The organism is Citrobacter sp. Cpo032 (assembly GCF_030332975.1).
GTDB classification, from domain to species: domain Bacteria; phylum Pseudomonadota; class Gammaproteobacteria; order Enterobacterales; family Enterobacteriaceae; genus Citrobacter; species Citrobacter portucalensis.
In genome coordinates this window covers 109833-136176 of sequence record NZ_JAOWGU010000049.1, presented here as the reverse complement: position 1 = coordinate 136176, position 26344 = coordinate 109833, and the positions used below count along the sequence as shown (strand labels likewise).

General features: G+C 52.9%; 25 protein-coding genes. 3 read left to right on the top strand and 22 right to left on the bottom strand.

Translation table 11 applies throughout. From position 1 onward, the window contains the following. Positions 1–7: 7 nt before the first annotated feature. The 12 genes from holB to yceD form a co-directional block, all read right to left on the bottom strand. The gene (holB, locus tag OGY33_RS19105; RefSeq protein ID WP_191238634.1) at positions 8–1012 is read right to left on the bottom strand and encodes a DNA polymerase III subunit delta'; all 1005 of its coding nucleotides are present in this window, start codon (positions 1010–1012) and stop codon (positions 8–10) included. Then, positions 1009–1650 carry a dTMP kinase gene (tmk, locus tag OGY33_RS19100; protein ID WP_048214457.1) on the bottom strand — a complete coding sequence of 214 codons (642 nt, stop codon included), beginning with the start codon at positions 1648–1650 and terminating at the stop codon, positions 1009–1011. Before tmk ends, holB begins: the two co-directional genes overlap by 4 nt. Beyond that, positions 1640–2662, bottom strand: a complete 1023-nt coding sequence (gene yceG, locus OGY33_RS19095) for a cell division protein YceG (RefSeq protein ID WP_048214458.1) — start codon at positions 2660–2662, stop codon at positions 1640–1642. Before yceG ends, tmk begins: the two co-directional genes overlap by 11 nt. Positions 2663–2664: 2 nt before the next feature. Next, entirely contained in the window at positions 2665–3474 is an 810-nt protein-coding gene (gene pabC, locus OGY33_RS19090) for an aminodeoxychorismate lyase (RefSeq protein WP_048214459.1), read from the bottom strand. A gap of 135 nt (positions 3475–3609) precedes the next feature. Then, positions 3610–4851: a beta-ketoacyl-ACP synthase II gene (gene fabF / locus OGY33_RS19085; RefSeq protein WP_003036260.1), complete on the bottom strand. Its 1242-nt coding sequence runs from the start codon at positions 4849–4851 to the stop codon at positions 3610–3612. Positions 4852–4936: 85 nt separating this feature from the next. Next, positions 4937–5173: an acyl carrier protein gene (gene acpP, locus OGY33_RS19080; RefSeq protein WP_000103754.1), complete on the bottom strand. Its 237-nt coding sequence runs from the start codon at positions 5171–5173 to the stop codon at positions 4937–4939. Positions 5174–5327: 154 nt separating this feature from the next. Further along, on the bottom strand, positions 5328–6062 hold the full coding sequence (gene fabG, locus OGY33_RS19075; RefSeq protein WP_003036255.1) for a 3-oxoacyl-ACP reductase FabG: 735 nt from the start codon (positions 6060–6062) through the stop codon (positions 5328–5330). A gap of 12 nt (positions 6063–6074) precedes the next feature. Next, a complete protein-coding gene (fabD, locus tag OGY33_RS19070; protein ID WP_048226957.1) occupies positions 6075–7004 on the bottom strand; it encodes an ACP S-malonyltransferase in 930 nt (309 codons plus the stop codon). 15 nt (positions 7005–7019) lie between these two features. Next, positions 7020–7973 (bottom strand): beta-ketoacyl-ACP synthase III, encoded by a 954-nt coding sequence (gene fabH / locus OGY33_RS19065; RefSeq protein ID WP_003832181.1) that lies wholly within the window; start codon positions 7971–7973, stop codon positions 7020–7022. Positions 7974–8050: 77 nt separating this feature from the next. Next, positions 8051–9130: a phosphate acyltransferase PlsX gene (gene plsX / locus OGY33_RS19060; protein ID WP_071846967.1), complete on the bottom strand. Its 1080-nt coding sequence runs from the start codon at positions 9128–9130 to the stop codon at positions 8051–8053. Between the two features lie 123 nt (positions 9131–9253). Beyond that, the gene (gene rpmF, locus OGY33_RS19055; protein ID WP_003036242.1) at positions 9254–9427 is read right to left on the bottom strand and encodes a 50S ribosomal protein L32; all 174 of its coding nucleotides are present in this window, start codon (positions 9425–9427) and stop codon (positions 9254–9256) included. Between the two features lie 16 nt (positions 9428–9443). Next, positions 9444–9965 (bottom strand): 23S rRNA accumulation protein YceD, encoded by a 522-nt coding sequence (yceD, locus tag OGY33_RS19050; protein WP_003036239.1) that lies wholly within the window; start codon positions 9963–9965, stop codon positions 9444–9446. Between the two features lie 197 nt (positions 9966–10162). Here yceD and OGY33_RS19045 point away from each other — a divergent pair, with 197 nt between their 5' ends. After that, complete coding sequence (locus tag OGY33_RS19045) at positions 10163–10747, top strand: Maf family protein (protein WP_003832177.1); 585 nt, start codon at positions 10163–10165, stop codon at positions 10745–10747. Between the two features lie 82 nt (positions 10748–10829). Here the strand turns inward: OGY33_RS19045 and rluC are convergent, their stop codons facing one another. After that, the gene (gene rluC, locus OGY33_RS19040; RefSeq protein ID WP_003036228.1) at positions 10830–11783 is read right to left on the bottom strand and encodes a 23S rRNA pseudouridine(955/2504/2580) synthase RluC; all 954 of its coding nucleotides are present in this window, start codon (positions 11781–11783) and stop codon (positions 10830–10832) included. Between the two features lie 574 nt (positions 11784–12357). On the opposite strand from rluC, the gene rne reads away from it, so the two are divergent. Next, positions 12358–15621 carry a ribonuclease E gene (gene rne, locus OGY33_RS19035; protein ID WP_191238635.1) on the top strand — a complete coding sequence of 1088 codons (3264 nt, stop codon included), beginning with the start codon at positions 12358–12360 and terminating at the stop codon, positions 15619–15621. A 40-nt stretch (positions 15622–15661) separates the two neighbouring features. Here the strand turns inward: rne and OGY33_RS19030 are convergent, their stop codons facing one another. Then, a complete protein-coding gene (locus OGY33_RS19030) occupies positions 15662–16687 on the bottom strand; it encodes a LysR family transcriptional regulator (RefSeq protein ID WP_048226963.1) in 1026 nt (341 codons plus the stop codon). Between the two features lie 21 nt (positions 16688–16708). Between OGY33_RS19030 and OGY33_RS19025 the strand changes: the two genes are divergently transcribed. Further along, on the top strand, positions 16709–17908 hold the full coding sequence (locus OGY33_RS19025; protein WP_149608142.1) for an MFS transporter: 1200 nt from the start codon (positions 16709–16711) through the stop codon (positions 17906–17908). Between the two features lie 77 nt (positions 17909–17985). On the opposite strand, the gene flgL is transcribed toward OGY33_RS19025, so the two are convergent. The 8 genes from flgL to flgE form a co-directional block, all read right to left on the bottom strand. Next, complete coding sequence (gene flgL, locus OGY33_RS19020) at positions 17986–18939, bottom strand: flagellar hook-associated protein FlgL (RefSeq protein ID WP_125363408.1); 954 nt, start codon at positions 18937–18939, stop codon at positions 17986–17988. A gap of 14 nt (positions 18940–18953) precedes the next feature. Beyond that, positions 18954–20612 (bottom strand): flagellar hook-associated protein FlgK, encoded by a 1659-nt coding sequence (flgK, locus tag OGY33_RS19015; protein WP_048214465.1) that lies wholly within the window; start codon positions 20610–20612, stop codon positions 18954–18956. Positions 20613–20676: 64 nt separating this feature from the next. Then, complete coding sequence (gene flgJ / locus OGY33_RS19010; RefSeq protein WP_016152632.1) at positions 20677–21627, bottom strand: flagellar assembly peptidoglycan hydrolase FlgJ; 951 nt, start codon at positions 21625–21627, stop codon at positions 20677–20679. Next, positions 21627–22703, bottom strand: a complete 1077-nt coding sequence (locus tag OGY33_RS19005; RefSeq protein ID WP_032934416.1) for a flagellar basal body P-ring protein FlgI — start codon at positions 22701–22703, stop codon at positions 21627–21629. The genes flgJ and OGY33_RS19005 overlap by 1 nt, the downstream gene beginning before the upstream one ends. A 33-nt stretch (positions 22704–22736) precedes the next feature. After that, positions 22737–23435 carry a flagellar basal body L-ring protein FlgH gene (locus tag OGY33_RS19000; RefSeq protein WP_032934415.1) on the bottom strand — a complete coding sequence of 233 codons (699 nt, stop codon included), beginning with the start codon at positions 23433–23435 and terminating at the stop codon, positions 22737–22739. Between the two features lie 57 nt (positions 23436–23492). Beyond that, the gene (gene flgG / locus OGY33_RS18995; RefSeq protein ID WP_003036202.1) at positions 23493–24275 is read right to left on the bottom strand and encodes a flagellar basal-body rod protein FlgG; all 783 of its coding nucleotides are present in this window, start codon (positions 24273–24275) and stop codon (positions 23493–23495) included. Positions 24276–24288: 13 nt separating this feature from the next. After that, positions 24289–25044 (bottom strand): flagellar basal body rod protein FlgF, encoded by a 756-nt coding sequence (locus tag OGY33_RS18990; protein WP_003832161.1) that lies wholly within the window; start codon positions 25042–25044, stop codon positions 24289–24291. 20 nt (positions 25045–25064) lie between these two features. Then, a complete protein-coding gene (gene flgE / locus OGY33_RS18985; protein ID WP_191238636.1) occupies positions 25065–26318 on the bottom strand; it encodes a flagellar hook protein FlgE in 1254 nt (417 codons plus the stop codon). Positions 26319–26344: the final 26 nt, after the last annotated feature.

The window sequence follows — 26344 nt, the reverse complement described above, 5'->3', positions numbered from 1 at the left end:
GTCTCTCTCAAAGATGGGGAACAGGCAGTACGGTGCCTGGTTGCAGGTAATGCTCAATACGCAGGATAAGATCGGTTAACACCAGCTCACGGTTTACGCCTGTTACGTTCAGCAGTTGCTGACGACAATGACAAACGTCACCGAGTATCGCCTGTATCTGGGCAACGGATAACCGTTCTGCGATAGAAGATATCAGGTCCAGCGCATCAGGATTCGTTAAATGGGAAACCCCATACGGACGTTTCAACGCATCCGTCAACAACGTTGCCAGCCAGTGTAAACGGGCGGCAGCCTGATCGTGGTTTAACGCCGCGAGCAAGATATACCAGTCGCCTGCGTTTAATGTGTTCCCCAGTGCCGCACAAAAATCTGTGCGGTGCGCCCAGCTTTCAGCCTGTAACAACGTAAGTGCCGCGCCAGGCGAACCAGCACTCAGGCGTAACGCGCTAAGCAGCGCTTCTGGAGACGCGGTCACTTCTCGGGCAAGCCAGGAGATCGCATACGACTCAGCCGGTGGCGCAAGATGATGTAACCGGCAACGACTGCGTAATGTCGCCAGCAAGCGAGCTGGCTCTGTGCTGGCGAGGAAAAACCAGGTTTGTGCCGGGGGTTCTTCCAGCGTTTTCAGCAAGGCGTTGGCGGCGGCATCGGTTAACTGGGCAGCATCCGGGATCCACACGACCTTCGCACCGCCGAGACGCGAATGCTCGTACAGCTTTTCACTGACTTCGCGTACCGCATCAACCCCCAGCGTGCTTTTGCCTTTTTCCGGCAGCAGCGAATAGTAGTCAGGGTGCGTCCCCGCCTGCATTAGCTGACAGCCGCGGCACTGTCCACAGCTTTTATGCCCTTCCGGCTGCTGGCACATTAAATAGCGGCTGAGGGCGTAAATCAGCGCGTCGTCGCCCATTCCGGGTAACGCCTGAATCAGTAACGCATGGTGACCACGACCCGTCCGGTAGCTGGCTACCAGTTTTTCAAAATCCGGTCGTAACCATGGGTACCATTTCATGCGCCCTGCTCCTTCACCCATTGGGTGATGGTATGACGGATATCAGCCATCACAGCCTCCAACGGCTGCGTAGCGTCTATAGTACGAATGCTGGCGTCTTTGGCAGCCAGCTCAAGATAGCGCGCGCGAGTACGATTAAAGAAGTCGAAAGATTCCTGCTCAATACGATCCAGCTCGCCGCGGGCACGGGCACGCTTCAACCCGACTTCTGGTGTCACATCCAGATAAATCGTCAGGTCCGGGCGAAAATCACCAAGCACCGCATCGCGCAGGGTTGCCAGCATATTTTGATCGATACCGCGTCCGCCGCCCTGGTACGCCTGGGTCGACAGATCGTGACGATCGCCAATTACCCACGCGCCTTTCGCCAGTGCAGGTTTAATAACGGTTTCGACCAACTGTACACGCGCCGCGTAAAACATCAGAACTTCGGCTTTGTCGGTAATGACCTCGTCACCGACCGATTTAATATCCAGCACCAGACTTCTTAGTTTCTCAGCCAGCTGCGTTCCACCAGGTTCACGGGTGAAAACCATGTCACGAATACCGAGTTGCTCAAGTGTCTCCACCACCACGTTACGCGCGGTGGTTTTTCCGGCGCCTTCCAGGCCTTCAATGACGATATAGTTACTGCCCATTTTTTTCCTTAAGCACTTTCAGGTAATCCTGCACGGACCGGTTATGGCTGGCAAGATTGGTGTTAAACGTGTGGCCGCCTTTACCGTCAGCCACAAAATAGAGATACGGCGTTTTTGCCGGATGCGCCGCGGCCTGCAATGAAGCCTCTCCCGGCATGGCAATCGGGCCAGGCGGCAGTCCCGTAATGGTATAGGTGTTATAGGCGGTCGGGGTGTCTAAATCCACACGCGACAATTTGCCATTATACCGTGTACCCATCCCGTAAATCACGGTCGGATCGGTTTGTAAACGCATACCGATACGTAAGCGGTTAATGAAGACCGAAGCCACCTGGTCGCGCTCGCTGGCAACCGCAGTTTCTTTTTCAATAATAGAAGCCATGGTTACCAGCTGATTTTTGTCCTGATAAGGCAGGCCATTAGCGCGCCCCTCCCAGACAGTATCCACCGCTTTAACCATTTTCTGATGCGCGCGTTTTAGCAACGCTACGTCAGTAGTATTGGCGGTATACATCCAGGTATCTGGCCAGAACCAGCCTTCTACCCGTTGCGGGTTTTCCAGCTTAAGTGCCTCGGCCACGGTCTCATAGCTATCGTCGCTTAACGTATGTTTGATATACGGGGCATCACGCAGCTGTTTGAGGTAATCGCTCAGGCGCATCCCTTCAACCAGACGTAACGGGAACTGCGCCTCTTTGCCGCTTTCCAGCAGTTGCAGCATGTCCCGCACCGTCATGTCAGGCGTGAAGCGATATGTTCCGGCCTTAAAATGCGACAGCTCGGGCTCCACACGCAGCAGCCACTGGAACACGCGCGGACGATTGATAACTTTGTCTGCATACAGCTGTTCGCCGAGAGCCAGACGGCCCGTCCCCGCTTTCAGCGTAAAAATCGTTTCTTCTTTAATCAATAATTTGCTGTCCGCCAGATGGCGAACTTTCCACATTCCCACTCCAGCGGCAATGCCCAGCACAACCAGCAATAACAGGACAACAAGTAACAGTTTTTTCATGGCTAATTCGGGTGCTCACAAAGTGGGGCTAAATAATCGAATAACAAACGTGAAGACAACAACGTGTCGCCACAGGCACGCACGGGAATAATGGGCATTAACGCGTTACAGACGACGATTTCATCAGCCTGCATTATCTCCTCCAACCCGGCATACACTTCGACAATACTGAATGGCGATTGTGCCAGCATCCGGATACAGAATTGTCGCATAATACCGTTCACTCCGGCCTGGTCCAGCCGGGGCGTGTAAACCACATCGCCTTTACGCCAGAACAAATTAGCCGCACAGCATTCCGTAACCCATCCCTCGCTGTCAAGAACCAGCGCTTCATCGGCGTCCGTCTGTTCAAGATGAGAGCGAATCAACACCTGCTCCAGTCGATTCAGGTGTTTAAGCCCGGCAAGCAGTGGATTACGTCCCAGCCGCACTGGGCTTAGCGCCAGCGTAATGCCTTCTTGCCGCCAACGATCGTAATGATCGGGCCAGGCTGAAACGGAGAGGATGCGTGTGGCACTATGACAATTTTTGCCACTGTAACCCCGGCCTCCACTGCCACGGCTGATAATCACCTTCAACACACCGCGTACGTGCCCTTTCGCCAGCATTTTCATTTCATTTTGCAGCTCGGACCAATCTTCAAAAGAGATCAGCAGTTTTTGGCAAGCGTCTTGTAAACGCTCAAGATGCGCTGCAAAGAGAGGGATTTCACCGTCGATAATACAGGCAGTGGTAAAACAGCCATCACCAAATTGGGTCGCTCGATCGCTTGCGGCCAGCATATCTTGCTCGCAGCCATTAATTAAGAACATGGTGGCTCCTTATTTCTGGTCCGCTAGTTTGGCAGGATGAGTAACACAGGACAAGGGCGGAAAACCGAATAAAAAAAGGCCCGACAAGCGGACCTTTTCAATTTGCTATCGATGCTAGCGCATCACCTGACGGACTTAAATCTTTTTAAAGATCAAAGAGCCGTTGGTACCACCGAAGCCAAAGGAGTTACACAGCGCATACTCCAGACCACTAACCTGACGCGCTTCGTGAGGTACGAAGTCCAGGTCACAACCTTCATCCGGGTTATCCAGGTTGATGGTTGGCGGAATAGCCTGATCGCGCAACGCCAGGATAGAGAAAATTGACTCTACCGCGCCCGCCGCACCCAACAGGTGTCCGGTCATGGATTTAGTGGAGCTTACCATTACACGGCTTGCCGCATCGCCAAAGACAGATTTCACTGCCTGGGTTTCCGCTTTATCGCCCGCTGGGGTGGACGTACCATGTGCGTTGACATAGCCAATCTGACCCGCTTCGATAGCCGCATCGCGCAGTGCGTTGACCATTGCCAGCGCAGCGCCTGCACCGTTTTCCGGTGGCGACGTCATGTGGTAAGCATCGCTGCTCATACCGAAACCAACGACTTCAGCATAGATTTTTGCACCGCGCGCTTTCGCATGCTCGTACTCTTCCAGTACCACCATGCCAGCACCGTCGCCCAGCACAAAGCCGTCACGCTCTTTGTCCCATGGGCGGCTTGCCGCTTGCGGATTATCATTACGCGTAGACAGTGCACGTGCCGCGCCAAAGCCACCCACACCCAACGGCGTACTGGCTTTTTCAGCACCACCCGCAACCATCGCGTCTGCGTCGCCGTATGCAATGATACGTGCGGCATGACCGATGTTATGCACGCCTGAAGTACAGGCGGTCGCGATGGAGATGCTTGGCCCTTGCAGGCCGTACATGATGGTCAGGTGACCAGCCACCATGTTAACAATCGTCGACGGAACGAAGAACGGGCTGATCTTACGCGGTCCACCGTTTACCAGTGAGGTATGGTTTTCTTCGATAAGACCGAGACCGCCAATACCAGAGCCGATAGCGGCGCCAATACGATGAGCGTTCTCTTCCGTAATTTCGAGGCCAGAATCCTGCATGGCCTGAACGCCAGCGACAATTCCATATTGAATGAAGGCATCCATCTTGCGCTGTTCTTTGCGCGAGATAATGTCTTCACAGTTAAAATCCTTTACTAAGCCAGCAAATTTCGTTGCATAGGCGCTAGTATCGAAATGGTCGATCAGGCTGATGCCACTCTGACCGGCAAGGAGAGCTTTCCAGGTAGACTCTACGGTATTGCCGACAGGAGACAACATGCCCAGTCCGGTCACAACTACACGACGCTTAGACACGGTTGTCCTCCAGGGAGGGAAAATAATTCAAGTGGGATAAAAAGATAAAACTCAGGCGGTCGAATGACCGCCTGGAGATGTTCACTTACGCCTGGTGGCCGTTGATGTAATCAATGGCAGCCTGAACGGTAGTGATTTTCTCAGCTTCTTCGTCCGGAATCTCAGTATCAAACTCTTCTTCCAGAGCCATTACCAGCTCAACGGTGTCAAGAGAATCTGCGCCCAGGTCTTCAACGAAGGAAGCATTGTTGGTTACTTCTTCCTGCTTAACGCCCAGCTGTTCGCCGATAATTTTCTTAACGCGTTCTTCGATAGTGCTCATACTCTTAAATTTCCTATCAAAACTCGCTTTCGCGATGGTTTTCGTAGTGTATAAAATGTTGAAAAATTTGCAACTAAATCCCGGCAGGTCTTACCACGATTTTACGTTATTTTGAGGCCAAGACCTACAATAACGCAAATATTTTTCATCGTGGTTAAACCATGTACATCCCGCCGTTGACGTGCAAAGTCTCACCTGTGATGTAACTTGCTTCGTCAGAAGCTAAAAATGCAACCGCACTGGCGATTTCCTGAGCGCCACCGAGGCGACCCGCAGGAACCTGCGCCAGAATACCCGCACGCTGATCATCAGACAGCGCACGCGTCATGTCCGTTTCAATAAAGCCCGGAGCAACAACGTTTACAGTAATGCCACGAGACGCAACTTCGCGCGCCAGTGATTTACTGAAGCCGATCAGACCCGCTTTCGCCGCAGCGTAGTTAGCCTGACCCGCATTTCCCATGGTACCAACCACAGAACCGATAGTGATAATACGCCCATGACGCTTTTTCATCATAGCTCGCATTACCGCTTTTGACAGACGGAAAACAGATGACAGGTTGGTTTCGATGATATCGTTCCACTCGTCATCTTTCATGCGCATTAACAGGTTATCACGAGTAATCCCGGCATTATTGACCAGGATATCGACTTCACCAAATTCTGCGCGAATATTTTCCAGAACAGATTCGATAGATGCCGGATCGGTCACATTCAACATCAGACCTTTACCATTTGCACCTAAGTAATCGCTAATGGCCTGCGCGCCGCTTTCGCTGGTAGCAGTACCGATAACTTTCGCGCCACGGGCAACAAGTGTCTCAGCAATTGCGCGGCCAATGCCACGGCTAGCACCGGTAACCAGCGCGATTTTTCCTTCAAAACTCATGGTCTTCCTCTTTTATTGCTCTAGCGCCGCAGACAATGCCGCCGGCTCATTCAGTGCCGAAGCAGTCAGGGTGTCAACAATACGTTTCGTCAGGCCGGTCAGAACTTTACCCGGACCGACTTCATACAGGTGCTCTACGCCCTGGGATGCCATAAATTCAACGGTTTTAGTCCACTGAACCGGGCTATACAGCTGACGAACCAGCGCATCGCGAATTGCGTCTGCCGTGGTCTCGCACTTCACGTCGACGTTGTTCACAACCGGAACAGTCGGCGCGTTAAAGGTGATTTTCTGCAGCTCAACGGCCAGTTTCTCAGCGGCAGGCTTCATCAGCGCGCAGTGAGAAGGAACGCTGACCGGCAGCGGCAGCGCACGCTTAGCGCCCGCGGCTTTACAGGCAGCACCAGCACGTTCTACGGCTTCTTTATGCCCGGCAATAACCACCTGACCCGGTGAGTTAAAGTTTACCGGTGAAACCACCTGGCCTTCGGCAGACTCTTCGCACGCTTTAGCGATAGCGGCATCGTCCAGACCGATAATAGCAGACATGCCGCCAGTGCCTTCCGGAACCGCTTCCTGCATGAATTTGCCACGCAGTTCAACCAGACGTACGGCATCGGCAAAACTGATAACACCCGCACATACCAGCGCAGAATATTCGCCCAGGCTGTGACCCGCCATCAGCGCAGGTGTTTTACCCCCCTGCTGCTGCCATACGCGATAAAGCGCAACGGATGCGGTCAACAGCGCGGGCTGCGTCTGCCAGGTTTTATTCAGTTCTTCAGCCGGACCTTGCTGAGTCAACGCCCACAGATCATAGCCCAGTGCAGCTGATGCTTCAGCAAATGTTTCTTCAACAATTGGGTAGTTTGCTGCCATTTCAGACAACATCCCAACGGTCTGGGAACCCTGCCCCGGAAACACAAATGCAAATTGCGTCATGTTTAAATCCTTATACTAGAAACGAACCAGCGCGGAGCCCCAGGTGAATCCACCCCCGAAGGCTTCAAGCAATATCAACTGCCCAGCTTTAATACGCCCGTCGCGGACGGCTTCGTCCAGCGCGCACGGTACGGAGGCAGCAGAGGTATTACCATGTCTGTCGAGCGTCACGACAACATTATCCATCGACATACCCAGCTTTTTAGCTGTCGCGCTGATAATGCGCAGGTTAGCCTGATGCGGCACCAGCCAGTCCAGCGCAGAACGGTCAAGATTATTGGCTTCCAGCGTTTCATCAACGATGTGCGCAAGCTCGGTCACCGCGACTTTAAATACTTCGTTACCCGCCATCGTCAGGTGGATCGGGTTTTCCGGGTTCACGCGATCGGCGTTAGGCAGCGTCAACAGTTCGCCGTAGCGACCGTCAGCGTGCAGATGCGTGGAGAGAATGCCTGGCTCTTCTGATGCGCTCAGTACAACCGCACCAGCCCCATCACCGAAAATAATGATCGTTCCGCGATCGGTTGGATCGCAGGTACGGGCCAGGACATCGGAGCCAACGACCAGAGCATGCTTAACTGCGCCAGATTTAACGTACTGGTCGGCAACGCTCAGGGCGTAAGTGAAGCCAGCACAAGCGGCTGCAACGTCAAACGCTGGACAGCCTTTGATCCCCAGCATACTTTGGATCTGGCACGCCGCGCTTGGAAATGCGTGAGTGGATGATGTGGTAGCAACCACAATCAGACCAATTTGTTCTTTGTCGATGCCCGCCATTTCAATCGCACGGTTTGCGGCGGCAAAGCCCATCGTCGCAACTGTTTCATTTGGCGCTGCAATATGGCGTTCACGGATACCTGTACGAGTGACGATCCACTCATCAGACGTCTCAACCATTTTTTCCAAATCGGCGTTAGTACGCACTTGTTCAGGCAGATAGCTGCCAGTACCAATAATCTTCGTATACATGTACGCTCAGTCACTTTTTGGTTATATACCGCTACGAGCAAATCGCTGATACGTTGGCCACATTCACAAACGCACCGTTATCTGTGTGCTCGTGATTTTGCGCTTTCGCCACCGTCCAGCAGTTCGAATCCAGCTGGGTATACAGATTCCAGGCGAGCGGCAATTCGCTGAGGAACTTGTCGCTGCACCGCCTGCACTGCCTGTTCAATCGCGACTTCAAATGCTCGCTGATTGGCCGCACCATGACTCTTAATCACCGTGCCGCGCAATCCTAACAGACAGGCGCCATTATACTGGTCGGGGTTGAGGTGACTAAATCGCCTTGTCAGGCTTTTTTGTAACCAACGTTTTAATAACAGCAGCCACCACGACCGTTTTTTGCCCTCACCCTGAGATTTCAGCAGTGAAAGGAACATTCTGACAACACCTTCCATCGTCTTTAATGTGACATTACCTGTAAAACCGTCACAGACCAACACATCGGTTTTGCCAGTCAGTAACTCATTGGCTTCAAGATAGCCGATATAATTAATGGAAGGGATTGTTTTTAGCACAGCTGAAGCATCTCGAATACTGTCGAGACCTTTCGTTTCTTCTTCGCCGATGTTGAGTAACGCTACGCGAGGATTGGCAATGCCAACAACCTCTTCTGCCAGCACGGAACCCATGACGGCAAATTGCACCAACATCGTGCTATCACAATCTACGTTGGCGCCCAAATCCAGCACCACCGTTTTGCCCTTTTGCTGATGGGGTAACACCGTCACCAACGCAGGACGCTCAATCCCCTCAAGAGGTTTGAGCAATAACTTCGCAAGTCCCATGAGTGCGCCCGTATTACCGGCGCTGACACAAGCTTGTGCCTGACCTTCTTTCACGAGCTCCAGGGCAACACGCATTGAGCTTCCACGACTGGCGCGAATAGCTTGCGAGGGCCGGGCATCACTGGCAATAACTGACTGAGCAGGGATAATCTGCAGACGCGAACGTTGTTCGAAGTCAGCTTTGGCAAGTAATGGCGTGATTGTATCGGGATCCCCGACTAAAAGAAGTGTGAGTTGCGAATTAGAATTCAGTGCCTGCAATGCTGCAGGCACTGTCACGGTAGGGCCAAAATCTCCCCCCATGACATCTAACGCCAGGGTTAGACGTGTCAAGGTATCGTCGCTGCCCGGTTAGGTGTTTCCCCAGTTACCCGGGGAAAGCCTCACTAAGCTTCATCACGCGTTCACTCTTTGTCTTTCTCACCAGAAGTGGGAAAGCCATTGAGTCATGCGTGATTACTTAGCGATTACCTTACGGCCACGGTAGAAACCGTCGGCAGTGATGTGGTGACGCAGGTGTTGTTCACCAGAAGTTTTGTCTACAGACAGGCTGGTGACTGCGGTCAGAGCGTCATGAGAACGACGCATGCCACGTTTGGAACGGGTTGGTTTATTCTGTTGTACGGCCATGGACCTTACTCCTCAATTACTTACGCTTTAAGCTGGCTAATACGGCAAATGGGTTTGGTTTTTGCGCTTCATCAGGCAATTCGCCAAAGACCATGTCCGCCTCGGACACTTCACAGTGTTCAGAATCATGCACCGGAACTACCGGCAAGGAGAGGATAATCTCATCTTCAACCATTGCAAGCAGATCGATTTCACCGAATTCGTTAACCTCAATCGGCTCATACGCTTCCGGGAGTGCTTCAGCCTGCTCGTCAGAACGGACAGGACTAAAACAATATGTTGTGTGAACATGAAGTGGGAACGGTTTCCCGCAACGCTGACATTCGAGCGTAACCGATACCTTCGCATCACCGGTTATAACGGCGAGACGCTGGTTATCGATAGCGAACGACATGGAGCATTCCACATCACTGTCCACACTGACTACAGAATCGGCGACGCGCTCAACCAGATCAGAAGTATAGATACCTTCATAATCGAGGCGTTTTTGAGCCGTACGAACCGGATCAAGAGTCAGGGGTAATTTTACCTTTTGCATAGGGCGCGCATATTAACTTTGTAACGTCATATAGTCAAAGAAAAAGGCAGCCTGTGGTTGCCTTTTGCCAATAATTCGCACACATTGCGGGTCATCGACTTAAAATCACTCAAGACAAGCCACTACAGCCAGCTTGTAGGTCGAAGTCCATAGTTTAAAATGGCTCTCATCAATACGCTATATGCGAGGGAAAAAATATGCCTCAACTTATTCTTGCTTCTACCTCCCCCTGGCGTCGCGCTTTACTCGAAAAACTGGCAATCCCGTTTGAATGCGCTGCGCCAGAGGTTGATGAAACGCCGTTGCCCGGCGAAGCACCACGCCATTTAGTCTTGCGACTGGCGCAGAAAAAAGCGCAATCTCTCGCCCACCGTTACCCATCGCATCTGATTATTGGCTCCGATCAAATTTGTGTTCTTGATGGTGAAATAACCGGCAAACCATTAACTGAAGAAAATGCGCGCCAACAATTACTCAAAGCCCGTGGCAATATTGTGACGTTTTACACCGGACTGGCGCTGTATAATTCTGCGACCGGACATTTACAAACCGAAGTTGAACCTTTTGACGTGCATTTCCGTCATTTAAGCGAGGCGGAAATTGATGATTATCTGCGCAAAGAGCGCCCGCTCCATTGTGCAGGTAGCTTCAAAAGTGAAGGGTTAGGTATTGCACTCTTTGAACGCCTGGAGGGCCGTGACCCAAATACCCTGATCGGTTTGCCGCTTATCGCGTTGTGTCAAATGCTGCGGCGGGAAGAGATGAACCCGTTGAATGCCTGATTGATCTGCCTGATGGCGACGCGATGCGTCTTATCAGGCCTACGGTGCATCACACGATTGTAGGCCTGATAAGCAACGCGCATCAGGCTTTACTGCGTAAAACCTCGAGGCAGCGCTTCAATTGCTTATCCATCGGCGCCTCAATACGCATCACTTCACCCGTTCCAGGATGGGTAAATTTCAACGCTGCGGCGTGCAGGAAAAGTCGATTCAACCCCGTATCCGCCAGTTGCTTATCGAACTCACGGTCACCGTAGCGATCGTCAAAAGCAATTGGATGACCGGCATACTGGGTATGCACACGAATCTGGTGCGTACGTCCGGTCACCGGGCTACAGCGCACAAGCGTGGCAAACGCATAGCGCTCTTCCACTTTAAAACGTGTTTCTGACGGTTTGCCTTCCTGGTTCACCCGCACGATACGCTCGCCACTTTGCAGAATGTTCTTTAACAGCGGCGCCTGCACGGTTTTGACATGCGACTGCCATTGACCTCGAACCAGCGCGAGATAGTCTTTCTGCATGCCTTTTTCACGCAGTTGTTCATGCAATGAACGCAAGGCTGAGCGTTTTTTGGCAACCAGCAGCACGCCGGAGGTATCCCGGTCGAGGCGATGCACCAGTTCAAGGAAACGCGCTTCCGGGCGCAGTGCTCGTAATCCTTCAATGACGCCAAAGCTTAACCCGCTTCCGCCATGTACGGCCGTACCTGAAGGTTTGTTAAGCACCAGAATGTGGTCATCTTCATATAAAATGACGTCGGTCAGCGCCGCGACCTTTTGCAGGTTCGGTGAAATGGCCTCTTCTTCACGTTCAGCGACACGCACAGGTGGAATACGCACAATATCCCCGTCTTCGAGTTTGTACTCGGGTTTAATGCGTTTTTTATTCACCCGCACTTCGCCTTTACGCAAAATGCGATAAATCATACTTTTCGGCACGCCCTTAAGCTGGGTGCGCAAAAAGTTATCGATGCGTTGCCCTGCTTCGTCGGCAGTAATGGCAACTGTTTTTACGGCTGGAGTCTCTGTTTTCATGGGGGCCGATTTTAAATAGCCATCAAGATTCGCGCCACACATTTTTCTATGCTTATATTAACTGCTATACCCTATTACTTAAGTTTGACATAGCCGATTTGGTGGTTATTAAAGCAATCACTACGCGGAAGTGAAAAAACTGTGAGTAACCGGGTGATAAATGGCAAAAGTCATCTTGCTATAACAAGGTTAGCAGTGGAATAATGAGGTTGTTTCCGTGTTGAATCTTGTTAAAACAAGAACTTTTCCGGAATGACCCAATTTTGCCCGACCGATCATCAACGCAGCAATGGCGTAAGACGTATTGATCTTTCAGGCAGTTAGCGGGCTGCGGGTTGCAGTCCTTACCGGTAATATGGAAGCTTTTCTGGAGAGTAACACCCAGACTGTTCCCCTGATAATTGCGCTGTGTTTCCGTATGAAATGCAGGCAACCGACACTCTGCGCCTCTTTGAGCTGACGATAACCGTGAGGTTGGCGACGCGAATAGACACGAGGCCATCGGTTCACACCCGGAAAGGCATTACTCTGCCCGCAGCTTAGTCGTCAATGTAAGAATAATGAGTAAGTTACGATGAAAAGAATGTTAATTAACGCAACTCAGCAGGAAGAGTTGCGTGTCGCCCTTGTAGATGGGCAACGTCTGTACGATCTGGATATCGAAAGTCCTGGACACGAACAGAAAAAAGCCAACATCTATAAAGGCAAAATTACCCGTATTGAACCGAGTCTGGAAGCTGCTTTTGTTGATTACGGCGCTGAACGTCACGGTTTCCTCCCGTTAAAAGAAATTGCCCGCGAATACTTCCCCGCTAACTACAACTCCCATGGTCGTCCCAACATTAAAGACGTGTTGCGCGAAGGTCAGGAAGTCATCGTTCAGATCGATAAAGAAGAACGCGGCAATAAAGGCGCTGCGCTGACTACCTTTATCAGCCTGGCGGGTAGTTATCTGGTTCTGATGCCGAACAACCCGCGCGCGGGCGGTATCTCCCGTCGCATTGAAGGCGACGACCGTACCGAATTAAAAGAAGCGCTGGCAAGCCTGGAACTGCCTGATGGCATGGGGCTTATCGTGCGTACCGCAGGGGTCGGCAAATCCGCCGAAGCACTGCAGTGGGACCTGAGCTTCCGCCTGAAGCACTGGGAAGCGATTCAAAAAGCCGCTGACAGCCGCCCTGCTCCGTTCCTGATCCACCAGGAAAGCAACGTTATCGTTCGCGCTTTCCGTGACTACTTACGTCAGGACATCGGCGAAATCCTTATCGATAATCCGAAAGTGATGGAGATGGCACGTCAGCACATCGCCGCACTGGGTCGTCCGGATTTCAGCAGCAAAATCAAACTGTACACCGGTGAAATCCCGCTGTTCAGCCACTATCAGATCGAGTCTCAGATTGAATCCGCGTTCCAGCGCGAAGTGCGCCTGCCGTCCGGCGGCTCAATCGTTATTGACAGCACAGAGGCCCTGACCGCTATCGATATCAACTCCGCGCGTGCAACTCGCGGCGGCGACATCGAAGAAACTGCGTTCAACACTAACCTTGAAGCAGCCGATGAAATTGCCCGTCAGCTACGTCTGCGCGACCTCGGCGGTCTGATTGTAATCGACTTCATTGATATGACGCCGGTTCGCCACCAGCGCGCGGTTGAAAACCGTCTGCGCGAGGCCGTACGCCAGGACAGAGCGCGTATTCAGATCAGCCATATTTCTCGCTTCGGTCTGCTGGAGATGTCTCGTCAGCGTCTGAGCCCGTCTCTGGGTGAATCCAGCCATCACGTGTGCCCGCGCTGTTCCGGCACCGGTACCGTACGTGATAACGAATCACTGTCGCTGTCTATTCTGCGTCTGATCGAAGAAGAAGCACTGAAAGAAAATACGCAAGAAGTTCATGCTATTGTTCCTGTGCCAATCGCCTCTTACCTGCTTAACGAAAAACGTACCGCGGTTAATGCTATCGAAACGCGTCAGAATGGCGTGCGCTGTGTGATCGTGCCAAACGATCAGATGGAAACCCCGCACTATTCTGTGCTGCGCGTACGTAAAGGGGAAGAAACACCGACCCTGAGCTACCTGCTGCCGAAACTGCATGAAGAGGCAATGGCATTGCCGACGGAAGAAGAGTACGTCGAGCGTAAACAGCCTGAGCAACCGGCGCTGGCCACCTTCGCCATGCCAGACGTTCCGCCAGCCCCTGCTCTGCAGGAACCTGCCGCGAAAGCCACCGCGACTAAAGCTGCAGCAGCAACCGCAGCCGTTGCCGCACAACCCGGTTTGATTAGCCGTTTCTTTGGCGCACTGAAGTCCATCTTCGGTGGTAGCGAAGAAGTGAAACCGGTTGAACAACCTGCGCCGAAAGCTGAAGAGAAAACCGAACGCCAGCAGGATCGTCGTAAACCGCGTCAGAACAATCGTCGCGACCGTAACGATCGTCGTGATAACCGTGATAATCGCGGTGACCGCGACAACCGTAGCGAACGTTCAGAAAACGGCGAAAACCGTGAAGATAACCGCCGTAACCGTCGTCAGTCCCAGCAGCAAAATGCGGAAGCTCGCGATAACCGCCAGCAAACCACTGATGTTGCAGACAAAGCGAAATCCGGTGATGAACAGCAGGCGCCGCGTCGCGAACGCAACCGCCGTCGTAACGATGACAAGCGTCAGGCTCAGCAGGAAGTTAAAGAGCTGAACCAGGCTGAACAACCTGTGCAGGATACTGAGCAGGAAGAGCGCGTACGTCAGCCTCAAACCCGCCGCAAACAGCGTCAGTTGACTCAGAAAGTTCGTTTCACAGACAGCCCGGCGGTTGAAGCCGAAGTGGCTACTGTTGCTGCAATCGCTGAAACTGCTGTTGCTCAACCAACAGAACAGCCGGTACCGGCACAGCGCACCGAACTGGCGAAAGTTGATCTGCCAGCCGTCGTTGCGACTGAGCAGGAAGACAACAGCGAAGCTCGTGACTCCAACGGTATGCCGCGTCGTTCTCGCCGCTCTCCTCGCCATCTGCGCGTCAGTGGACAGCGTCGTCGTCGTTACCGTGACGAGCGTTATCCGGTTCAGTCACCGATGCCGTTAACGGTCGCCTGCGCATCTCCTGAATTAGCGTCCGGTAAAGTTTGGATCCGCTACCCTGTCGCACGTCCTCAGGATCAGCAGGTTGAAGAACAGCGTGAACAGGAAATGGTCCAGCAGCAAGCTGCACCTGTCGCCGTAGAGCCTCAGGTTGCTGCCGCTGCCGTTGAACACATTGTGGATACCCCTGCGCCGGTTGAAGCCGTGCAACCAGAGGTTGTCGTAGCTGAGCCTCAGGCCGCCGTTGTTGAAACCACACAGGTTGAAACCACGCATCCGGAAGTGATTGCGACCCCAGTCGAGGAACAACCGCAAATTATCGCTGCATCTGATGCGCCCGTAGCAGAAGAAATCGCCGCTGAAGCCGAACCTGTGGCTGACGTTGTGACTGCACCGGTTGCCGAAGAGCCTGCAGAGGTGGTTATTCCCCAGCCAGAAGTGGTTGAAGAGATTGCTGAAGTTGTGGAAACAGCGCCAGTTGTTGAAGAGGTTGCAGCGCCGAAAGTCGTTGTTGCCGCGCCTGTCGTCGAAACTGAAGTCGTTAAGGCTGAAGTTGTCGCAGCAAGCGCTGATGCTGAACACCTGCACAGCCATGCAACCGCGCCAATGACCCGCGCTCCGGCACCGGAATATGTGCCAGAAGCGCCGCGTCATAGCGACTGGCAGCGTCCGGCATTCGCCTTTGAAGGCAAAGGTGCCGCAGGTGGACATAGCGCAACGCATCAAGCGACTGCGCCAGCAACACGTCCACAGCCTGTTGAGTAAGCCATAATCAATATCAAAGCCGGCCTTCGGGTCGGCTTTTTTATATCTGATCTACGCCTTTCATCCCCGTCAGCTGCGGCATAACATCCTTCATTAGGGCCAGAAACTTGCGTAAGCGGGTCGGATAGTAACGTGCCCACGGATAAACCAAATGTACAGGCAACGGCGCCGCATGCCACTCAGGTAGCAATGCAACCAGACGTCCGTCGGCAATATCCTCCGCCACCATCCAGCTTGAAACAATAGTCACTCCCAACCCCGCCAGCGCGGCATTTCTTGCGACATAAATACTGTCTGTGCTTAATCTGGGTGAAATATTCAGCGTGACTGGCTCATTACGCAATTGGTGCAACAACGAAACGCTATGCTGATAAAACGTGTTCACTGCAATCCAGGGCAGCGCTGATAACTGCTCAGGATGAGAAAGCTCGCCATATTGCTCCAGCAGTCCTGGACTCACCACCATACTACGGGGAACTTCAGCCAGTAAAACGGAAACCGTGGCCGGATCGACTTCCGCGCCAACCCGAATAGCGCAATCAATATTATCGCTCAGAAAATCAACGGTTTTATCGTTGAGCATCCACTCTACTGCCAACTGGGGATAGCGCGAAAGAAACTGCAAAAGCGGCTCCAGTAGTTGTTGTTGCCCGAACGCATGCGGTGCGCGGACTCGCAACGTTCCCACCGGTTCATCTTCTGTGACATTAAGTCCATCTTCCAGCGCCAGCCAGGCATCAATAATCTTCTTAGCATGCTGATAGCCTCTTTCGCCGTCGTCGGTCAATTTCATCGCATGCGTGGTACGCATAAGCAGTTTCACACCCAGCAGCGTCTCCAGCGATTGCAGCCGTCGGCTTACGGTCGCTTGCGTCGTCCCTATCTGTTTTGCCGCTGCCGAAAGCGATCCTGCTTCTACGATACGCACAAACGTGCGCATCAGCTCCACCCTATCTATACGTTCAGTTTTTATCATTATCAGTTTCTTCATACGTCTGGCGTATAACTGTTTTACCACTGCGCTCGCTACCGCACCACCCGCAGAAGGATAAAAATAGCCGCACATCCTGTGATTGAGGAATCATTTGTGAACACACATACCGCACTTTCCCGTTGGGTCATTTTTGTTCTGGCAATGGGCGCCGGATTCAGCGTGGCCGCTATCTACTACGCCCAGCCTCTTCTGCCTTTAATGGGTCAGGATCTGGCCTTAAGTCTCACCGGTATGGGGTTGGTCCCGACGCTGACCCAGGCGGGATATGCGTTAGGTATATTGTTTTTATTGCCATTAGGCGATCGTTATGACCGCCGGACATTAATCCTGCTGAAAAGCATCTCTCTTGCCGCGCTGCTGCTGGCCTGTAGCTTTACCGGTCAGTTGCATTCGCTATTACTGGTGAGCCTGCTGATGGGAATGGCGGCAACCATGGCACAAGATATTGTGCCTGCGGCGGCAATACTGGCGCCCAACGGCAAGCAGGGAAAAACGGTGGGTACTGTGATGACGGGCCTTCTGCTGGGGATTTTACTCTCACGTACCGTCAGTGGAGTGGTGGGCGAAGCGTTTGGCTGGCGCGAGATGTATCAACTCGCTGCCGTCAGCATTGCCATAATTACCGCGATTATGTGGAAAGTACTGCCTCGCTTTACGGTCCATTCCACGTTGAGCTATCCATCATTAATGTTCTCAATGGCGCAACTTTGGCAACGATATTCCACCTTGCGCCGCGCAGCACTGGCACAAGGCTTTCTGTCCATTGCTTTTAGCGCCTTCTGGTCTACGCTGGCGGTAATGTTATCTGAGCATTACCACATGGGTAGCGCTATAGCGGGTGCTTTTGGTATCGCGGGAGCAGCCGGAGCGCTTGCCGCACCGTTGGCGGGTCATCTTGCCGATAAAGTGGGTGCGGCAAAAGTAACGCAATTGGGTGCTTTGCTGGTAACGGCATCTTTCGCTCTGATGTTTTTGTTACCCGCCCTGCCCGTTCAGGGGCAGTGGCTGCTCATCGCCCTTTCGGCGGTAGGTTTTGATCTCGGATTGCAATCCAGCCTGGTTGCCCACCAGAATCTGGTCTATAGCCTGGAGCCTCTGGCACGAGGACGATTGAACGCTCTGCTGTTTACGATGGTGTTTATCGGTATGGCGCTGGGTTCGGTTCTCGGAAGTCAGGTCTACGCCCTGGCCAATTGGGAAGGTGTCGTTGCGTTGGCTACCTTCAGCAGTGCAATTGCATTGGTCATAAGACTGACGGGGAACCCGTCGCTTAGTAAGACGTCGGTTGCCTAAAAAAATGCCCGCTCCGGGGTGTTAAAGGAGCGGGCAGACAAACATACCCAGTTTCAAGATATGTTCAAAAAGAGTTATTACCGATTAAGCTGGAACAACGACATTCCCTGCATATCGGTAAATGCTTTATAGGATGCCTGTAGCGCAGCCTGCTGCATGACATAAGACGAGATCGCGGCGTTCCAGTCAACATCCACCAGATTACTCATCTGCTGAGTTTGGCCTAATGCACGATCGGCGCCCAGTGAATCCAGCGAGCTTAATTCACTCAGTTGCGTACCTAATTCTGCACGAACGGACAGGACGTTATTCAACGAGTTTTTCAGGCCACGGTTGGTTTTATCAATGGCAGCAGCGGCGGTAGCTTTTGCCACGTCATTACCCTCAATAGGGGTTTTGAGCGCATCAATAGCGGTATCCAGCATTTTGAACAGGTTCTTTTCCTGAGTACCGCCACCAGGTTCCGGTACAGCGTTGCTGGTCAGGTTGGCGAATACTTTATCGCCAGTATGACCAATCACCATGGTTCGGGAGGCATCGACCTGTTGGGTAACGTTTGTTGTACCGCCGCTGTAAGCGCCATCTGTCTGGGCAAACGGTGCGGATTCTGTTTTATATCCACCGAAAATATAGCGACCATTACCGTCGGTACTGTTTGCCAGGTTCATCAGCTGATCGCGGATCCCCTGTAGGTCGGTGGCCAGCGATGCACGGTCATCATCACTTAACGTTCCGTTCCCGGCATAAACGATTTTTTCCTGTGCAGCCTGAATTGCCGTCGTCACCTGGCTCAGAACATTCTCTTCCAGCGACACCTTTTGCGTCGCGAATGAGCGTGCCAGCGTATATTGGCTGTTCTGCGCCTGAGCCTGAGAAAGTACCACGGCCTGCGAGGCGGCAATCGGATCGTCTGATGGGTTGATCACGCGTTTGCCCGTTGACATCTGCTCGCCGAACTTCATCCATTCAGCCTGAGAGTTAGTGATGCCACGCATATTCTGCTGGTACATCATCTGGGTGCTGATACGCATTGTGTCCCTCTCCCTTAGCGGATATTAATCAGTGCATCAAACAACGCATTCGCGGTCTGCAGCACTTGCGCGTTAGCCAGGTAATACTGCTGAAAACGCTGTAAATTACCGTACTCTTCGTCGAGGTTAACGCCGGAAATAGACTGTTGCTGCCGGTAAAGCTGTGTCACCACGTTGTTCTGGGTGGTGGCACTGGTTTTCAGCGTAGCGGTTTTGTTCCCGACATCGCTTACCAGCGTGGCATATGCATCGTTGAAGGTCTTATTGCCGACAGTCGCTTTGGTTTGCAGATCTAACAGTTTCTGACCGTTACGGTTGTCGCTCTTGCCTTTATCGATCGTGGGGTCCGTATCATTTTTAGACACTTGAGCCATGGCGATTTTCGACTCATCAGTCACCATAACTTTCATATCAACGATAGCGTTACTCACGGGTTTTACAGTAAAACTGTCATTAGCTTTCGCGCCAGCATTAACGGTGATTTCCATCCCGTCAAAGGACATTTTTCCACCGGTAACGGTGGCTTTGAAGCTGGTATTATCCGCCAGGCGAGTAACCTGCCAGTCCTTCCCATCAAAAACGATTTTATAATCTGTCGCCTGTACAGCGGAGCTGTCAGTGATCTTAGCGCTTAACGATCCTGTACCCGTATTTTTCGCGTTGTTGAAGACTTCCGGGCTACCGATAGCAAAGAAATCCTTACCCTGATCGCCGTTGGCATCAAAACCTTCTTTATGCTGGGCGTTAAATGCGCTGGCAAATGCAAGCGCCAGTTGGCCGAGGGTATTACGCGTCTGATCCAGCTCCTGAGAACGGAAGGTGAGCAGCCCACCCAGTGAACCGGTATTCAGCAGTTTCTCCGGAATTTCAACAGCTCCGGCAACGCCATCAACGTAGGCCACGGTTGTACGATTAGGATCATCGCTGGAAGGCACTGCCGCCAGTTGACGTGCATTGCTGCCCTGCACCAGCGAATAGCCGTTGGCCATGGTCAGGTTGTAAGTGCCTCCATCCTGAATGCTGACTTCAACACCGACAATCTGATTCAGTTCACTGACCAGCTGATCGCGTTGGTCAAGCAGGTCGTTAGGAGACGCACCTGCGCCGACGCCTGTCATACGAGAAATCTGGTCGTTGAGGCTGGCAATTTGTTTCGAATAGTTGTTGATCTGATCAACGCTGGCTTTAATCGCGGTATTGACCTGCTTATCCTGATCGCGCAGATACTGGTCGGTCGTTTTAAACTGATTTACCAATCCATCAGCTTTACCGATTAGCGCCTGGCGGGCCGCCGGATCTTCGGCGTTGCTGACCAGCGTTTGCAGGCTGGTAAAAAAGTCCTGCATGGAGGTCGAAATAGAACTGGTTTTGCTGGAGAGCAGATTGTCGATTTTTGACATTTGCTCATAACGTGTCGTCAGACCGCTGCTCTGGTTCTGCGCTGCTCGCAACTGGTTAGTGATAAAGGAGTCATATTCACGTTGTACACCAGAAACATAGACACCATTGCCTACCCAGCCCCCCGCACCCAGCGTGCTGTTCGCTTGCGCCATAATTGTCGTCTGTCGGGTATATCCGGCAACGTTATAGCTGGAGATGTTGTTACTGGCAGTATTCAACGCGGCCTGCGCTGCGCTGAGTCCACTCATCGCGTTATTAATCAAGCTGGACATGGAGGTTCCTTGTAATCCTTCAATACTCGTTATTATCGGCAGCAGGTCGGTAGACTTGAGCTATTTAAAAGAGATTATCGATGTTCGTGCTGTAGGTTTTGCTCACTTTTTCACTCATCGATTTCAACTGCTGGATCATGCTGGTTAATTTTCGCGCATAGTTAGGGTCCGTGGCGTAACCCGCATTTTGCAATGCCTGCGCCCCTTGCTCGGCTGTCGCGGCAGCGGTCACTGCCGCATAGCGCGGGTTACGCGATATCAGACCGACATAATCCGACAACGCCTCAAGGTAAGAGCTATAGACGCGGAATCTGGCTTTCACCTTTTTCGCCTCACCGTTCTCATATTCAGTCGTGGTGATTTCAGTGGTTGGACCTTTCCAGCTTCCTGAAGCCTTCACGCCAAAAATGTTAAAGCTCGGTTCACCGTTCTCACGGCGAATTTGTCGCTGCCCCCATCCGGATTCCAGCGCCGCCTGTGCCAGAATCAGATGATGCGGGACGCCGCTTTGCTGGCTGGCCAGCTTAGCCGGCAGCGATAGCTGGGCGAGGAAGTCTTTACTGTCACCTGACAGCGGCTCATCATTGCTTTCCGTCGCCCGGGGGATGGCTTTGCGGACCAGTTGCGTCAATGCCTGATTTTGATAGCTGGTCACCGTTTCCAGTGAAAACTTCATCGGCACCTGCGGCGCGTCATCCGCAGGTTGCGCTTGCCCTTCAGTCATCTGCTTGACCATCATTTCAGCCAGCCCCAGACCTTTGCCTGCGGTCATTTGCTGCGCAATTTGTTGGTCATACATACTGGTATACAAACGCGTTGAATCGCTGCTAAACACGCCATCTTTCGGCAGCGCTTCACGCATGCTTTTCAGCATCATCTGCACGAACATCCCTTCAACCTGACGGGCGACCGGACGGATATTCGCCGCCGGATCCTGACCCGCTTTCGCTTTCAGTTCGTTCAGTGATTGCGCATCCCAGGCAGCGCTGGTCAGCAGTTTGCTGTCACCAATCATTAGATGATTTCCAGTTTGGCGCGTAAGCAACCCGCGCTCTGCATCGATTGCAGAATGGACATCAGATCCATCGGCGTTGCCCCCAGCGCATTCAGCGCACGCACCACATTGTTCAGGTTGGCGCTGGAACGCACGCTTTGCAGTGAACCACCGCTCTGGCGCAGGTCAATCTGGGTTTGTGGCGTCACCACGGTTTGTCCACCACCAAACGGTGTGTCCGGTTGGCTGACGTTCGCCTGGCGGTTCACCGTGATCGACAAGTTGCCTTGTGCCACGGCACAGCTATCCAGCGTCACTTCACGGTTCATGACGACAGATCCGGTGCGCGAGTTGATAATCACTTTCGCATCCTGCGGCGTGACGTTCACCTCAATATTCTGGATATCAGCGAGGAAACGCACCTGCGAGCTGTTGCCACTTGGCACGCGCACCTGAATGGTTCGGGCATCCAACGCTGTTGCGCTACCAAAGCCACGCGAGCGGTTGATGGTGTCGGTAATCTGCTGCGCCATCGTGAAATCTTCATTATTGAGCTGCAGATTAATGGTGTTACCACCGCCGAACTGGCTGGGTAATTCACGTTCGATAATCGCGCCGTTGGTAATGCGTCCACCATTGAGCTGGTTAACCTGCACGCTACTGCCACCTGCAGCCGCGCCCGCACCGCCCACCAAAATATTCCCCTGGGCCAGCGCATATACCTGACTATCGACCCCTTTTAACGGGGTCATCAGCAGCGTACCGCCGCGCAGGCTTTTGGCATTCCCCATAGAGGAGACCACTACGTCGATGGTTTGTCCCTGACGACCGAATGCAGGAAACGACGCGGTAACCATCACCGCCGCCACATTTTTCAGCTGCATATTGGTACCAGTTGGCACGGTTATCCCCAACTGCGAAAGCATGTTATTGAGCGTTTGCGTCGTAAACGGCGTCTGGGTGGTCTGGTCACCGGTACCATCCAGCCCGACCACCAGCCCGTAACCTATCAACGAGTTTTCCCGCACGCCCTGCACGCTTGTCAGGTCACGAATACGGTCAGCATGCGCAAAGGTGGTTATCAGCACCAGTACCATTCCAACAAAAGATTTAAACACTGGGTACCTCGCTTACATCGGCGACAAGTTAAGGAAGAAACGCTGCAACCAGCCCATATTCTGCGCTTCATTGATGTAGCCGTTACCGACGTACTCAATACGCGCGTCCGCAACCTGGGTTGACGGTACGGAGTTGCTGCCACTGATGGTGCGCGGGTTAACAACCCCGGAGAAGCGGATGAATTCAGTGCCCTGATTTATAGCGATCTGTTTTTCACCCACGACATGTAAGTTGCCATTCACCAGTACCTGGTCGACCGTTACGGTCAGCGTACCGCTAAAGGTATTTCTGGCGTTCGCGCCGCCTTTACCGTTAAAGGAGTTACCGCCGGAGGCTTCTACGTCGGCACGTTCGTTACCGAACAATCCTTCCAAATAGCGCGGTACGGTATCAAAGCCAAAGTTTGTCTTGCCGTCGCGGCTGGCGTTCGCCGAAGAGCTTTTGCTCGCGCTGACGTTTTCTTGCAATACGATGGTCAGCGTATCGCCAATATTGCGTGGACGACGATCTTCAAAGAGTGGCTGATAACCATAGTTAATCGGTTGTGCCGACTGGAAGATTGAGCCATTCGCCACCGGCGTTGGACCTGGAACAGGCTGGGCAGACGTTGCGCCCTGCACGAGCGGCGTGGCCGGGATCCAGGCACATCCTGTTAGTGAAACCACCAGCAGGGCTAAAATTGGGTATGGGTGAAGCGCGTATTTTCGCATTGCGGTCATCTTCAAAATCAGTGTGCCGGTGAGGTTTTCACCCCACCGGACTCCACTTTAGAGTTGCGTCAGTTTTTGCAGCATCTGATCGGTGGTCGATACCGCTTTACTGTTGATTTCGTAAGCGCGCTGAACCTGGATCATGTTTACCAGCTCTTCCGCCACGTTGACGTTAGAGGTTTCAACATAGCCCTGATACAGCAGACCCGCGCCGTTCAGCCCTGGCGTGCTCTCATTCGGCGCACCGGATGACTGCGTTTCGGTGTACAGATTCTCACCAATGCTTTCCAGACCGGTATCGTTCATGAAGGTTGTCAGGTTAAGCTGCCCGACCTGAACAGGCGCCGCCTGCCCCTGTTGGGTCACGCTGACAATACCGTCACGTCCAATGGTGATACTGAGCGAGTTAGCCGGAATGGTGATGGCAGGCTGAACCTGAAAACCACCCGCCGTCACCAACTGACCGTTCTGATCCACCTGGAAAGAACCGTCGCGGGTATAAGCGGACGTACCATCGGGCAACATGACCTGGAAAAAGCCCTGGCCTTTAATCGCCACATCTTTACTGTTGTTAGTCTGCGACAGGTTCCCCTGACTGTGTAAACGCTCGGTCGCAACCGGACGTACACCGGTACCAATCTGCAAACCAGACGGCAGTGTGGTCTGCTCAGAAGACTGTGCGCCAGGCTGACGAATCGTCTGGTACAACAGATCCTCAAACACGGCACGTTGGCGTTTAAATCCGTTGGTGCTGACGTTTGCCAGGTTGTTGGCAATCACATCCATGTTGGTTTGCTGTGCATCCAGGCCGGTTTTGGCGATCCATAATGAACTGATCATAAAATGTCCTGTATTAACTCATCGACAGCAGTTGGTTGGCGCGGCCCGCGTTATCATCCACGCTACTGATAATTTTCATCTGCATTTCAAAGCGGCGGGCGTTGGCGATCATGTCGCTCATCGCAGCAACCGGTTTAACGTTACTGCCTTCCAGCACGCCAGACATCACACGGATGCTGGGGTCAGCCTGTAACGTCGCACCACGGGTTGCCTGTGCGGCCTGGGTCAGACGGAACATACCGTCATCGCCACGTTGTACTTCAAGCCCTGTAGCCTTCACCAGCTTCAACCGCCCCACTGGCGCGACCGTATTAGCCGGATCGCCAGGGTTAAGTGCAGAAATGGTCCCGTCCGCCGCAATGGTGACTTCCGAGCCTTCTGGTACGGCGATCGGTCCGGCTTCGCCAATTACCGGGTGTCCCTGAATAGTCAGTTCACCCGTTGGGCTCACCTGAATAGCACCGTTACGGGTATATCCTTCACTACCGTCAGCGGTCTGCACAGCCAACCAGCCATCCTGTTGCAGCGCCACATCCAGCGGGCGGGAGGTATAGTCCATCTGACCGGGCGTCATATCGGCCCCCGGCGTGGAGGCCACGACCAGCGTACGCGTCGGTAAAGACAATCCTTCTACAGGAACCGCGCGCAGTGCATTGAGCTGCGCACGAAACCCTGGCGTGGAGGCGTTTGCCAGGTTGCTGGCCGTCACCGCCTGTTGATTCAGCGTCTGACTGGCCGCGCCCATGGCGGTATAAATTGCGTGATCCATTAAGCCATCCCGTCAGGCGCTTAGCGCAGGTTGACCAGCGTGTTGAGGATCTGATCCTGGGTTTTGATGGTCTGCGCGTTCGACTGATAGTTACGCTGGGCGACAATCATATTCACCAGTTCTTTACTCAAATCCACGTTTGACGCTTCCAGCGCGCCGTTGGTCAGCTTGCCGAAGTTACCTTCGCCTGCGGTACCCAGCAGCGCCACGCCGGAAGACTGAGTCGCCGCCCAGACGTTGTCGCCCTGAGACGCCAGACCTTCGTTGTTGGCAAAGTTTGCCAGCACGATCTGTCCCAGAACCTGTTGCTGTTCGTTGGAGTAGTTACCGACCACGGTACCGTCATTGTTAATCTGGTAGCTCACCAGATCGCCCGGCTTGTAGCCGTTCTGATTCGTGGCAACGATGTTGTTGGCACCGGTGTTCTGCTGCATGGAGTTCAGGAAGCTCAGGGAGAAGTTCGCCGGAACTGCGCCATTGATCGGACCGGTTGTAATTTTGATATCCTTTGGCCAGACGGCTGGAGCCGTCGGTGGTATTTCTGCTGCCGTGGCGCTAATACCTAAAAACAAACCATTATTATCAAAACGCATAAACCCGGCTGATTTCTCAGCATCCCCAGTAGAAGCATCTTGAGTGAAGACTTCCCAGGTGTTGCTCTGCGCGTTTTTGACATAAAAAATGTTCATGTCATGAGCGTTACCCTGGCTATCGAAAACGGTAACACTGCCTTTTTTGTTGTAGGAATCAGCATCGCTTGGGTTAAACGGGGTCTTGGTAGGAACCTTGTCAGTGGAGTTCAGGTTGACCTGCATTGACGCAGTGGTGGTGGATTTAGCCGCCATCAGCGTATTCGGGATAGTGATCGGCGCCGGGTTCGCACCCTGCTGAACTGTTGGCGGTGTACCGGTAGCCGGATAGCCTGTCAGCTGCAGCCCCTGCATGTTAACGATATTGCGGTTTTCATCGAGCTTGAACTGACCGTTACGGCTGTAGAAAACGGAACCGTTGCTGTCGACCATACGGAAAAAACCGTTCTGGCTGATAGCAACATCCAGACCACGTCCGGTGTTTGTGGTAGTACCGTCGGTAAAGTCCTGAGTAATACCCGCAACTTTAACGCCTAAACCGACTTTCGAACCGGCAAACATATCGGCAAAAGATGCCGTGCCAGATTTAAAACCGTAGGTGGCGGAGTTGGCGATGTTGTTACCAATGACATCGAGGTTGGTCGCTGCAGCGTTCAGACCGCTGACCGCTTGAGAAAAGGCCATGACTTACTCCTGATAAGTGTGAAGGC